General features: G+C 65.5%; 9 protein-coding genes. 7 read left to right on the top strand and 2 right to left on the bottom strand.

The annotated features are described in order from the left end of the window. From ABS769_RS08240 to ABS769_RS08225, 4 genes are all read left to right on the top strand, one after another. Nucleotides 1-654 (top strand): c-type cytochrome, encoded by a 654-nt coding sequence (locus ABS769_RS08240; protein WP_317061246.1) that lies wholly within the window; start codon nucleotides 1-3, stop codon nucleotides 652-654. After that, entirely contained in the window at nucleotides 651-1,733 is a 1,083-nt protein-coding gene (locus ABS769_RS08235; protein ID WP_317061245.1) for a beta-propeller fold lactonase family protein, read from the top strand. The genes ABS769_RS08240 and ABS769_RS08235 overlap by 4 nt, the downstream gene beginning before the upstream one ends. Nucleotides 1,734-1,768: 35 nt before the next feature. Beyond that, nucleotides 1,769-2,875, top strand: a complete 1,107-nt coding sequence (locus tag ABS769_RS08230; RefSeq protein WP_317061244.1) for an S-(hydroxymethyl)glutathione dehydrogenase/class III alcohol dehydrogenase — start codon at nucleotides 1,769-1,771, stop codon at nucleotides 2,873-2,875. Nucleotides 2,876-3,026: 151 nt separating this feature from the next. After that, nucleotides 3,027-5,318 (top strand): TonB-dependent receptor, encoded by a 2,292-nt coding sequence (locus ABS769_RS08225; protein WP_317061267.1) that lies wholly within the window; start codon nucleotides 3,027-3,029, stop codon nucleotides 5,316-5,318. 637 nt (nucleotides 5,319-5,955) lie between these two features. On the opposite strand, the gene ABS769_RS08220 is transcribed toward ABS769_RS08225, so the two are convergent. Together ABS769_RS08220 and ABS769_RS08215 are read right to left on the bottom strand one after the other, a co-directional pair. Further along, entirely contained in the window at nucleotides 5,956-7,929 is a 1,974-nt protein-coding gene (locus tag ABS769_RS08220; RefSeq protein ID WP_023905170.1) for a sigma-54-dependent Fis family transcriptional regulator, read from the bottom strand. 361 nt (nucleotides 7,930-8,290) lie between these two features. Further along, the gene (locus ABS769_RS08215) at nucleotides 8,291-9,223 is read right to left on the bottom strand and encodes a carbohydrate kinase family protein (protein WP_006452026.1); all 933 of its coding nucleotides are present in this window, start codon (nucleotides 9,221-9,223) and stop codon (nucleotides 8,291-8,293) included. Nucleotides 9,224-9,499: 276 nt separating this feature from the next. Here ABS769_RS08215 and ABS769_RS08210 point away from each other — a divergent pair, with 276 nt between their 5' ends. The 3 genes from ABS769_RS08210 to mreD all read left to right on the top strand — a co-directional run bounded on the left by ABS769_RS08210 (nucleotide 9,500) and on the right by mreD (nucleotide 12,489). Further along, nucleotides 9,500-10,546, top strand: a complete 1,047-nt coding sequence (locus ABS769_RS08210) for a rod shape-determining protein (RefSeq protein ID WP_006452025.1) — start codon at nucleotides 9,500-9,502, stop codon at nucleotides 10,544-10,546. A 165-nt stretch (nucleotides 10,547-10,711) separates the two neighbouring features. Next, entirely contained in the window at nucleotides 10,712-12,007 is a 1,296-nt protein-coding gene (gene mreC / locus ABS769_RS08205) for a rod shape-determining protein MreC (protein WP_317061243.1), read from the top strand. Then, nucleotides 12,004-12,489 (top strand): rod shape-determining protein MreD, encoded by a 486-nt coding sequence (gene mreD, locus ABS769_RS08200; protein WP_006451888.1) that lies wholly within the window; start codon nucleotides 12,004-12,006, stop codon nucleotides 12,487-12,489. The genes mreC and mreD overlap by 4 nt, the downstream gene beginning before the upstream one ends. The last annotated feature ends 3 nt before the right edge of the window (nucleotides 12,490-12,492 follow it).

Here is a 12,492-nt window from a genome sequence, read left to right as displayed (position 1 = left end):
GTGCGCGGTGTTCCCTCCGATCAGAAAGGTTCGTCCATGCGCAAGTCCACTGTTGGTTGTTTCGATCGTTCCATGCGCGCACCGCTGTGCGCGGTGATGCTCAGCGTTGTGCTGGCCGCGTGCGGCAAGGAAGCACCGCCAGCTCCCGCATCTGAGGCGGCTGCTCCGCCGGCTGCCAATACGCCTGCGCCGGCCACCGGTACCGCCGCGCCTGCGCCTGCAGCGGCAACCGCCGGGGTGCCCAACCCGGCCGCCGGGCCTGCGCCGGATCCGGCCACGCCACCGGCGCCGCCGGCTGCGGTCGTGCCGATTCCGAAAGGACCCGAGGTCAAGGTCACGCCCGAGCTGATTGCCGAAGGCAAGAAGATCTATTTCTCGGCCGGTTGCAACGCCTGTCACGGCGGCACCGGTGGCGGTGGCATGTGCCCGCCGTTGACCAACGACATCTGGGTGTATGGCAGCGACGACGACACCTTGCGTGCGTTGATCAGCGAAGGCACCGCAGCGATGATCACCCACGGCAAGACCCGCATCGGGCATGAAAAAGTGGTCGGGCAGATGCCGCCGTTCGCGCCGGTGCTCAAGCCGGGCGACACCGAAAAATTGCTCGCCTTCATCCATTCGATCAACAAGACCGCAGGCAAGGCGCAATGAGGTCAGCGGCAATCCGTTGGCAGCGCGTCTGTGCAACAGGCGTGCTGGGCGCACTCCTGGCACTGGCGGGCTGCCAGCGCGACGCTGCCGCGCCTGCGTCGCGCGCTGCACAGGCGGCGGCCACGGCTGCTGCGAGTCCTGCAGATCCGGCAGCCCCTGCAGCAACACCGGCGCCATCAACGCCGCCGGTGTTTGCGTATGTGTCCAATCAACGTAGCGGGACGGTGTCGGTGATCGATACGCACACCGATACGGTGGTGCGCACGCTCAGTGCGCAAGGCCAGCTCGGCAAGCGCTTGCAGCAGGTATTGCCGGGCCCGCAGGGGCATCTGTATCTGATCGATGCCGAGCATCATCGCTTGATCGAACTCGATACCGAAAAAGATGCGGTGCTGCGCAGTGTGGAGATCGGTGAGAACGCCGAAGGCATCGCGTTGTCGCCGGACGGCAAACAGTTCGCGGTGTGTGTGGAAGGGCAGAACCAGGTGATGTTGATCGATGCCGCGCAGTTCAAGCTGCAGCAGGTGATCGCCACGCGCGGGCAGGCGCCGGAGCATTGCGCCTATACGCCGGACGGGCAGTGGCTGCTCACCAGCAACGAGGGCTCCAACGACATGGACATGATTGAGCTGGCCACTCGTCAATCGCGCGGTGTGGTCGCCACCAGCGGCCATCCGCGCGGCATGGCATTCGCACCGGATGGGCACAGCGTGTACATCGCGCAGGAAACCGCCAACGTGGTGGACGTGATCGACCTGAAAACGCGGCAACGCCGCGCCAGTCTGCCGGCCGGCGTGCGCACGGCGGGGGTGGCGTTGTCGGCCGATGGCTCGCGGTTGTACGCATCCAATGGCGGTGCCGGCACGGTCAGCGTGATCGACACCAAAAGCGCACGCAGTCTGGCCGAAATTGCAGTGGGGCTGCGGCCGTGGAATCCGGCGCTGACACCGGCCGGCGACAAGCTGTATGTCGCCAACGGGCGCTCGAACACGGTGAGCGTGATCGACACCGCGACGTTGCAACAGATCAAACAGATCCCCGTCGGCGAATTGCCGTGGGGCGTGGTGATCGCGCGCTGAGTGGCGGCCATGCCGACGCGCGCCAGGGAGGCCGGATGAAGACACGCGCTGCGGTGGCATGGGGTCCGCACCAGCCGCTGACCATCGAAGAGGTGGACCTGCAGCCGCCGCGGCCCGGCGAGGTGCTGGTGCGCCTGGTCGCCACCGGTATCTGCCATGGCGATGCGCATGCATTGGCGCACGGGCACGCGGGCAGCTTTCCGGTGATCCTGGGGCAGGAGGGCGCCGGCATTGTCGAAGCCGTGGGCATCGGCGTCACCAGCGTACGTGCCGGCGATCACGTCATCCCGCTGTACATGCCCGAATGCGGCGTGTGCAAGTTCTGTCGCTCCGGTCGCACCAACCTGTGCCAGGCGATTCGCAGCAGCCAGGAGCGTGGGCTGATGCCCGATGGCAGCAGCCGGTTTTCGTTGAATGGGCGGCCGATCCTGCACCACATGGGCACCAGCACGTTTTCCGAATACACGGTGTTGCCCGAGATCGCGGTGGCGCGCATCCATCCAGACGCGCCACTGGATCAGGTCTGCCTGCTCGGCTGCACGGTCACCACCGGTGTTGGCGCGGTGCTCAACAGCGCGCATGTGCGGCCCGGCGATTGCGTGGCGGTGTTCGGGCTGGGCGGGATCGGCTTGTCGGTGGTGCAGGGCGCGGTACTGGCGCAGGCCGGGCGCATCATCGCAGTGGATATCGATCCGGCCAAGTTCGCGCTGGCGCGTGCGTTGGGCGCCACCGATTGCCTGGATCCGCGCGATTACGGCGCACCGATCCAGCAGGTGATTGTGGACCTCACCGACGGCGGCGCCGACCACAGTTTCGAATGCGTGGGCGATGTCGGTGCAATGCGCGCGGCCCTGGAGTGCTGCCACAAGGGCTGGGGCGAGAGCGTCATTCTCGGCGTGGCCGACGACGCGCAGGAAATCAGCACGCGCCCGTTTCAACTGGTAACCGGGCGGGTGTGGCGCGGCAGCGCATTCGGCGGAGTAAAGGGGCGCAGCGAGCTGCCCGGCTACGTCGAGCGCTATCTGCAAGGCGACATCCAGCTGGCGCCGTTGATCACGCGCACCCTGGCGTTGGACGACATCAATCAGGCGCTGGCGGATCTGCGTGCAGCGCGCGGCATCAAATCGATCGTGCTTTATTGAGGGAGACGACATGAGGTCGACGCATCACTTACTGGGGTATCGCAGCACATCGCCGCATCGCGCCGCACGCCACGGTCGCGATGCATTGCAACGACATCGGCTTGCCTGCGCCTGCGCCGCGCTGCTGTGCGCTGGTACGATCGGCACTGCAATGGCCGAAGACGCGCCGCAGGTCACCTGGCTGGACCGCATCGAGGTCACCGCCACACCGATTCCCGGCACTACCATCGACGCGGCGCAGTTGCCGTACATGGTGCAATCGGCCACAAATGGCGAGCTGTCGCGCGGGCGCAGCAACAACCTCAGCGATCTGCTGCAGCGGCGCTTTGTCGGTGTGGATGGCAACGATGTGCAAGGCAGTCCGTTCCAGAACGATCTCACCTTCCACGGCTTTCGCGCGTCTGCCTTGCCGGGCGCCTCGCAAGGGGTATCGGTGTATCTGGATGGCGTGCGCTTCAACGAACCGTTCGCCGATATCGTCAGCTGGGACATGCTGCCCGAGTCGGCAATCAACGCGGTGACCCTGATGCCCGGCTCCAATCCCTTGTTCGGGCCGAACACGCTCGGGGGCGCGGTGGTACTGTCCACCGCCTCCGGTTTGACCGCACCTGGATTACAGGGCGAAGTGAGCATCGGCAGCGGCGCACGCAAGCGGCTGGATGCCAGTTACGGCCTCGCCAGTCAGGACGGGTGGCATGGCTTTGTCGCGCTCACCGGCTTCGACGAGAACGGCTGGCGCGATGCCTCCGAAGGTCGCCTTGGCACGCTGTTCGGCAAGGTCGGTAAGCAAGGCGAGCAGACCGATTGGAGCCTGTCGGTGCTGCACGGGCGCAGCCGCTTGATCGGCAATGGCTTGTTGCCCGATACGCGCTACACCGACGATGGCCCCGAGCCCGGCTTGTATCGCGCCGACCGCCGCTCGGTGTACACCTCGCCCGATCTCACGCGCAATCGCAATACGTTGTTCACCGCACAGCTGGACCACCGTTTCGATGCGGACACCGCACTGAATGCACTGGCCTACTCGCGCGTGGGCCGCCGCGACACCGTTAATGGCGATATCGGCGAGGACTACGAAGAATTCGTCGAAGAATGCGCATCGGGTTATGCCACCGATGGCAGCGCACTGGATGCCGATTGCGATGTGGCACGCGCCGATGCCGATGCATTGCCCACCGGCGCGCTCAACACCACCCAGATGCGCCAGGAGGCGCAGGGGCTTGCGCTCAACCTGAGCAAGCAATGGGGTGCACATGCGCTCAGCACCGGCGTCACCTTCGATCGCGGTCATGTGCGTTATCAGCAATTCGCCCGCGAGGGTTGGGTACAGCCAGACCGCTCGGTCGCTGCCGATCCGGATGCCGAGCGCGCGTTCTTTTCCGGCGTGCGCGGCAGCACCAAAACGCTGGGCGTGTTCGTCGCCGACACCTGGGCGCTGGACGATGCCACCCATCTCACCGCCGCAGTGCGCTGGAACCATGTGGTGGTGGACAACATTCTTTCCACCGCCGAAGACGGCGACCGCCCGCGCGAGCGCTTCGTCTATGCCAAGGCCAATCCGTCCCTGGGTCTGACCCATCGGCTCGATTCGGGGCTGACGGTGTACGGCTCGGTCGCACAAAACAGCCGCGCCCCAACGGCGATCGAACTGGGCTGCGCCGATCCCACCCAGCCGTGCCGCTTGCCGACCGGCCTGCAGGCCGACCCGCGCCTGGAGCAAATCATTTCGCGCACCTATGAACTCGGCGCACGCTGGGCGCCGTCGGCCAACACCAATGCCAGCTTGTCGGTGTACCGCGCTGACAATCGCGACGATATTTTGTTCTTGCGCGCACCGGACACGCAGCTGGGGTACTTCGACAACGTCGGCCGCACCCGGTATCAAGGCGCAGATCTGTCGCTACGCCTGCGCAGCGGCGATTGGCAGTGGTCAGCCGGCTACAGCTTTCTGGATGCGACCTATCGCAGCGATGGCGAATTGCTTTCCGGCGAGCGTGTAATCACCTTGCGTCCCGGCTTGCGTATCGCCGCGTTGCCGCGCCACAACCTCAAGCTCGGTGTGGAATGGCAGCGCGATGCGTTGACTTTGGGTGCCGGTGTGCGTGCAGTCTCCGGCCGCGTGGCCAGCGGCAATGAAGATGGCCAGGTCGACAACGCCGAAGACGGCGAGCCCGCACCCGAGCGCATCGATATCGGTACCGCCGGCTATGCGCTGGTAGACCTGCAGGCACGTTGGCAATTCAGTGACCGGCTGTCGCTGTTTGCGCGTGTCGACAACGTCTTCAACCGCCGCTACGCGACGTATGCGGCCGTGGCCGAAGATGTGTTCCCCGACGGCGAACTCGCGCGCCCGCAGGATGCACCAGTAGAAACCGGCCCGGCCCGTTTCCTCGCACCGGGCGTACCACGGCAGTATTTGATCGGCGTGCGCTGGGCGTTATGAGTGGGGCCGTGATTGGGGATTGGGGATTCGTGAGGCGTAAGCCGTAAGCCGTAAGCCCTTCTCGTCATCTGGATGATCCCAAGCCGCGCTGGTCGGGGGGCGCGGTGTCCTCGCCGCTCGCGGGACACGCCGTGAATCCATCCCTGGAGGCTCAGTGGCGGCATCCATGCCGCCACATGGTCCCGCAATCGGCGAGGCCACCGCACCAGAGAGTTAGTCGGTGGTCGTGTCAAAAGCTGCTTGTTGCTCGTGTGCATCGGGAATGCTGATCGGAAGCGATGCTATCCGAACAACACACCTCAGCCTCTGCTCGGAACCCTGCGCACCGACCATCTCGACTAGTCCTTGCCCGCCCACCATCGCGGGACCTTACGCGGCATGGATGCCGCGTAAGAGCCTACATGGAGGTACTTGCGGCGTGTCCCGCGATGGTGGGCGGGCAAGGACCCTGCAGCCAAGCAACAGATCATCCGCTCCGCAATTACGTCATGTACGTGGTGCATGCCGCACCGAGCAAACTCGCCACCGCCTGATGGCCAAGAAGTAGTTCTGTTGATCGCTGTAAGGACCAGCACCAAGACACTGCTTTGGCTTTTACGAATCCCCAATTCCCAATCCCAAATCAGCGCCCCCCCAATCAGCCCGTATCCAACCCATGCTTGCGCAGCTTGCGATACAGCGTATTGCGGCTGATACCCAAGGCATCGGCGGTGCGGCTGACATTCCAGCGGTGGCGTTCGAGTTGCTGTTGCAACACCAGGCGCTCGGCCTGATCGAGTGCGACGCGGCCGGGCATGTCGTCGGCCGCCACCGCGCGGCCATCGACCAGACACGGCGCGCTGCCGGCATCGACGATTTCCTGCGGCAGATTCGGCAGCCGGATCACCCCATCGCTGCACAGCACGGCCGCCGTGCGCAGCACATTGCGCAACTGGCGTAGATTGCCCGGCCAGGCGTAGCTCAGCAGTTTGTGCATCGCTTCCTCGCTGATGCGCACGCTGTGCTCGCTGTTTTCCTCGCGCAGCAAGGTGCGGATCAGCTCGGCCTTGTCGCTACGCTCGCGTAGTGGCGGCAGGTGCAGCACCACGCCATTGAGCCGGTAATACAGATCCTCGCGGAACTCGCCGGCCGCCACCCGCTGCGCCAGATCGCGGTGGCTTGCGCTGATCACGTGCAGCTCCAACGGCACCGCGCGCTCGCTGCCTAACGGCGTGACGGATTGTTCTTCCAGCACCCGCAGCAGGCGGCTCTGCAACGGCAACGGCATGTCGCCGATTTCATCCAGAAACAGCGTGCCACCGCTGGCCTGCAGTAATTTGCCATGGCGGCCTTCGCGCGCCGCATCGGTGAACGCGCCGCGTGCGTAGCCAAATAATTCGCTTTCGATGAGCGCTTCTGGAATCGCCGCGCAATTGATCGCCACGAACGCACCATTCGCCCACGGCGAGCCCCGATGCACTGCCTTGGCGAACTCCTCCTTGCCGGTACCGGTGTCGCCACGCAGCAAAATCGACACGCGGTGCGCTGCCAGTTTCAACGCATTGGCCAGGTTGTGGCGCATGCGCGGATCCGAGCCCACATGCTCGCCGGGTTGCAGCTCGGTATCCGGCGCCAGCTGTGCCGGCCCGCCTACCGCCGGCAGCGCAGGACGTGCACGCGGCGGGCGCACCAGTGCGTAGAAACGCCGTCCGTGGCAGGCACAGCGGATCGACCACAAGGTGCCCGCGTCGCTGCCGGCACGGTGTTCGAGGGTATCGAAATCCAGTTGCATCACCTGCGAGATGTTGCGGCCCACTAGCTGGCTGCGATCGATCTTGCCCAGTTGCTCAAGCACTGCCTCGTTGACCGCCAGCACACGGCCGTCGGTATCGATCGCGATCAATGCCTCGTGCAAGAGTCCTGCGAATTCCGGCCGGCTATGGAAGCGCAGGATGAAGGCATGGCCGAACTGATTGAGAAAATGCGAGCGCGAGATCTGCGCCGCCGACATGCTCACCAGGGCCACGGTATGCCGCTGGATCTGCTTGCCGTCCTGCGCATCGGGCGTGGAGGCATCCAGCACTGCCAGCAGGCCGCCGTGCGGGTCCAGGATCGGCGCGCCGCAGCACGACAATGGCAGATGGCGGGTCAGATAGTGTTCGCCACGGTGCACGCTCACCGCCGTGCGCTCCACCGCGCAGGTGCCCAGACCGTTGGTGCCCTGATGACATTCGGCCCAGCTGGCGCCGCAGAACAGGCCGGCCTGGCGAAATTCGCGCAGCAGGGTCGGGTCGTGCACGCTGTGCAGCACGGTCGCTTCGGCATCGGCAAAGATCACCGCATAACCGCTGCCGGCGATCTGTTCGTAGAGGTTTTCCATTTCCACCTTGGCGATGCGCAGCACCTCGCCCAGGCGCTGCTGGCGCTCACGCACGTGCAAGGCATCGTGCACCAGCGCTTCGGGTGGTGCCTCGGGCAACAGCGAATGCTCGTCCAGGCAGCGTCGCCACGAGCGCGACAGTGGCGCGGCCAACGGGGCGATGTCGCGCAGCCGGCGGATCTGCCGGAGCACATCCGGTTCGATCTCAGGCAGGGCGATGGACGTAGCGGCGACAACGCTTGGCTCGGACATGGGCCAGCGTTCCTCAGTGAGCGCGAAGCGTCAGTAGAGGCACAGATCGGGCTGATGCTCAAACTGCATTGCAGCAACTGCATTGCAGCAACTGCATTGCAGCAAATTGCGTTGCATCAACTGCATTGCTGATGCGGATGTCACGGCCAGCGATGGCAGGTGCCGGATGTGGTGGTTGTCCGCTCAATACCGAGCGAGGCCAACGAGCCCCTCTCCTGCGGGAGAGGGGTTGGGGTGAGGGTACGGTGCGAAGCCTTGTGCTGTTGGAACTGCGCGAGGCTTCGCTCGTACCCTCATCCGCCCCTGCGGGGCACCTTCTCCCGATGGGAGAAGGGTCAAGCGCTGATCAGGGCGCTGCGCGTCAGAGCGCGTAACCAAACTGCTGCTTGAACTGGTCGTTGAACTCGGTGAAATCGAAGCGCTGATTCTGCGTGCCCGGATGTTCCACCTTCAGCGCGCCCATCAAATTGCCCATCCGCCCGATCGTTAGCCAGTCGTAGCCGCCCTGGATGCCGTAGATCAGCCCGGCGCGGAAGGCGTCGCCACAGCCGGTCGGGTCGACCACGCGGCGCTCGTGCGCCGGCGGGATGTCGTAGGTCTTCTCCGGTGTGTGCACCAACGCGCCCTTCGGGCCCTGCGTGGTGATGTAGGCCTGCACGCGCGAGACGATGTCCTTCTCGTCCCAGCCGGTGCGTTCCTGCAACAGGTTGGACTCGTAGTCGTTGACCACCACGTACTGGGCCTGCTCGATGAACTGGCGCAGCTCCGGGCCGTTGAACAACGGCATCGCCTGGCCGGGATCGAAGATGAAGGGGATACCGGCAGCAGCGAACTCTTCCGCGTTCTGGATCATGCCTTCGCGCCCGTCCGGGCCGACCAGGCCCAGGGTCACGCCGGGCACGTCGCGCACGTGGTTTTCGTAACTGCGCATCATCGCGCCCGGATGGAACGCGGTGATCTGGTTGTTGTCGTGGTCGGTGGTGATGAACGCCTGCGGGGTGAACAGATCATCGATGATCTTCACCCGCGACAGGTCGATGCCCAGCGCTTCGAAGTGTTCGCGATAGGGGCCGAAGTCCTGGCCAACGGTGCCCATCGGAATCGGCGCGCCGCCGAGCAGATGTAGGTTGTAGGCGATGTTGCCGGCGCAGCCGCCGAACTCGCGGCGCATGCGCGGTACCAGGAACGACACATTCAGGATGTGCACCTTGTCCGGCAGGATGTGATTCTTGAACTGGTCCGGGAACACCATGATGGTGTCGTAGGCGAGGGAACCACAGATCAGTGCGGACATCGAGTCAGGCCTTTGCGTAGGGAAATACCCGCCAGTTGCCGGGCATGGCAGCGGGGCGGCGCGAACGCCGCGGCGCAAAGGGTAACGGCTGCGACCGATCAGGGCCACAACCGCATGCCATGCCCGGCGTGACCGGCACATGAAAACCCGGCCGAAATACCTGATTTTTCCTTGCTCGCACCGGGGGGGATTGCTAGGCTAGTGGACTTCGTTTTTCGCCCATTTTTTCGCCAGTCTGGCGGCAGGGCACGCGACTCCTCAGGAACGGCTCCCCCGATGTTCAAGAAACTCCGCGGCATGTTCTCCAACGACCTGTCCATCGACCTGGGCACGGCCAATACGCTGATCTACGTGCGCGGGCAGGGAATCGTACTGAACGAACCATCGGTGGTTGCGGTACGTCAGGACCGCGCGATCGGCGGCACGCGCTCGGTGGCCGCCGTCGGCGCAGAAGCCAAGCAGATGCTCGGCCGCACGCCTGGCCACATCACCACGATCCGCCCGATGAAGGACGGCGTCATCGCCGACTTCACCTATACCGAAGCGATGCTGAAGCACTTCATCAAGAAGGTGCACAAGTCGCGCTTCCTGCGCCCGAGCCCGCGCGTGCTGGTGTGCGTACCGGCCGGCTCCACCCAGGTCGAGCGCCGCGCCATCAAGGAATCGGCGGAAGAGGCCGGTGCGCGCGATGTGTATCTGATCGAAGAACCCATGGCTGCAGCGATCGGTGCCGGCATGCCGGTGACCGAGGCGCGCGGTTCGATGGTCATCGACATCGGCGGCGGCACCACCGAAGTGGCGGTCATCTCGCTCAACGGCATCGTGTACTCGCAGTCGGTGCGTGTGGGCGGCGACCGCTTCGATGAGTCGATCACCAACTACGTGCGCCGCAACCACGGCATGTTGATCGGTGAAGCCACCGCCGAGCGCATCAAGCTGCAGATCGGCTGCGCCTACCCGCAGGACGAGGTGCAGGAGATGGAAATCTCCGGCCGTAATCTTGCCGAAGGCGTGCCGAAGATGATCAAGATCAACTCCAACGAAGTGCTGGAGGCATTGCACGAGCCGCTGTCGGGCATCATCTCCGCGGTCAAGCTGGCGCTGGAACAGACCCCGCCGGAACTGTGTGCCGACGTCGCCGAGCGCGGCATCGTGCTCACCGGTGGCGGCGCGCTGTTGCGCGATCTGGACCGCCTGATCTCCGAAGAAACCGGCCTGCACGTGCAGGTGGCCGACGACCCGCTCACCTGCGTGGCCCGCGGTGGCGGTCGCGCGCTGGAGCTGGTGGACATGCACGGCAACGAGTTCTTCGCGCCGGAGTGAAGCTTTCGGGATTCGGGAGTCGGCATTGGGGATTCGCAACGCGTGTCCCGGCCTTCGGCCTTGACCGATTGCGGTACAGCCCTGTTTGTCTAACGCTTAGTCGTATCGGGGGCAGCCGACCGCTCCTCGAATCCCCAATCCCGACTCTCAAATCCCGGCCTTAAAGTGCCCTCCTACGCCGGTCCTCCCGTCGCCTCCCGTCCTGGCGAAGTCACCTCCACGCTGCGCCTGCTGGTCTATCTGGTGCTGGCGATCGTGCTGATCGCGCTCGATAGCCGCGGTAGCTGGCTGAGTCAGCTGCGCATGCAGGCCAATCTGCTGATCCAGCCAATCTGGGCGGTGGCCGGGCTGCCGGGGCGGATCGGTTCGCAGGTGCGCGATAACGCCGCCACCCACGCGCAGCTGGTGGAAGAAACCCGCTCGCTGCGCAATCAGCTGCTGGTGGCCAATGCGCGCCTGACCCGGCTGCAGACCGCCGCGCTGGACAACGCGCAGCTGCGCGAACTGCTCAACGTGGCCGAGCGGCGCGGCCTGGACGTGCAGCTGGCGCCGATCCTGGATATCGACCTGGACCCGACCCGGCAGCGCCTGTTGCTGGATGCCGGCAGCCGCGATGGCGTGCTGATGGGCCAGGCGGTGATCGATGCCGGCGGCCTGATGGGCCAGGTGATCGAAGTGACGCCGCTGCATTCGACGGTGCTGTTGCTCACCGACCCCGACCACGCAGTCCCGGTCAGCGTCGCGCGCAACGGCGTGCGGCTGATCGTCTACGGCCGTGGCGACCGGCTCGAACTGCGCGACATCCCGCTGAGCGCCGGCGTGCAGGTGGGCGATGAGATCGTCACCTCCGGCCTGGGTGGCCGCTTCCCGGCGGGTTTCCCGGTTGGCAAGGTGTCCGAGCTGCATCCCGACGACACCCACGCCTTCCTGGTCGGCGAACTCACCCCCGCTGCCAAGCTCGATCGCGGCCGCGACGTGTTGTTGCTGCGTGCCGGCAAACCGCTGCGGGTGGGCTTGAATCCATCCACCAGCGCTAGCGATCCCGCCGGATCCGCACAACAGACCGGCGCGCCGGCACCTTCATCCGCTCCTGCAACTGCCATAGCGCCTGCACCGACAACCAGTGGCAATGTGACGTCTTCGCCGCGCACTCCGGCCGCTGGCCAGTCTGCCGCTGCTCAGTCCAACGCAACGGGCGCCAGTGCTGCTGCACGCCAACCAGGCACCACGCCGCCTGGGGCTTCCAGTGCCGCGCAACGGACCCAGACATCGCCCGTGCCGCCAGCATCCGCTCCAGGCACGCAACGCGCCCCAGCCAGCCAACGTGCAAGGCCGCAGCAACCCGCTCCGACTGATTCCAGACTCCCCGCGCCCGACTCCCGCCCTCAGCCACCCGCTTCTAGCGAATCCCCAATCCCCAATCCCCAATCCCGCCCGTCTCCACCGGAGACGGACCAATGACCCGCATGCGCAACACCTGGATCCTGCCGGCGAGCTTCGTCATCGCGCTGGTGCTTGGCCTGCTGCCGCTGCCGCTCGTGGTGCAGCCGCTGCGGCCGTACTGGCTGGCGCTGGTGCTGGCGTACTGGGTGATCGAGGAGCCGGACCGGGTCGGGCTGGGCATCGCCTTCGTGGCCGGCGTGCTGGCCGATCTGCTGTACGGCGGGCTGCTCGGCGAGCAGGCGCTGCGGCTGGTGATCATGACCTTCATCCTGCAGCGCTTCCGCGCGCGGATGCGCTTCTTCCCGGTCTCGCAGCAGGCGCTGGCGATCGGCGGGCTGCTGTTGAACGACCGCATCGTGTCCTCGGCGGTGCACCTGGCCGTCGGCGAGCCGACCCTGCCGTGGAGTTACTGGTGGGCGCCGCTGCTGGGCATGGCGCTGTGGCCGCCGCTGTTCGTGTTGCTGGATGCGGTGCGGCTGGGCAAGCGGAGCAAGAAGTAAGCC

The organism is Xanthomonas hortorum (assembly GCF_040279205.1).
Taxonomy (GTDB): Bacteria; Pseudomonadota; Gammaproteobacteria; order Xanthomonadales; family Xanthomonadaceae; genus Xanthomonas; species Xanthomonas hortorum_F.
Note: the sequence above shows the minus strand (reverse complement) of the source record. Positions and strands in the feature narration are given on the sequence as shown.

Excerpts from the sequence above, each read along its gene's own strand:
- ABS769_RS08235 (WP_317061245.1), top strand. The coding sequence starts at position 651 with ATGAGGTCAGCGGCAATCCGTTGGCAGCGCGTCTGTGCAACAGGCGTG.
- ABS769_RS08230 (WP_317061244.1), top strand. The coding sequence starts at position 1,769 with ATGAAGACACGCGCTGCGGTGGCATGGGGTCCGCACCAGCCGCTGACC.
- ABS769_RS08225 (WP_317061267.1), top strand. The coding sequence starts at position 3,027 with ATGGCCGAAGACGCGCCGCAGGTCACCTGGCTGGACCGCATCGAGGTC.
- ABS769_RS08220 (WP_023905170.1), bottom strand. The coding sequence starts at position 7,929 with ATGTCCGAGCCAAGCGTTGTCGCCGCTACGTCCATCGCCCTGCCTGAG.
- ABS769_RS08215 (WP_006452026.1), bottom strand. The coding sequence starts at position 9,223 with ATGTCCGCACTGATCTGTGGTTCCCTCGCCTACGACACCATCATGGTG.
- ABS769_RS08210 (WP_006452025.1), top strand. The coding sequence starts at position 9,500 with ATGTTCAAGAAACTCCGCGGCATGTTCTCCAACGACCTGTCCATCGAC.
- mreD (WP_006451888.1), top strand. The coding sequence starts at position 12,004 with ATGACCCGCATGCGCAACACCTGGATCCTGCCGGCGAGCTTCGTCATC.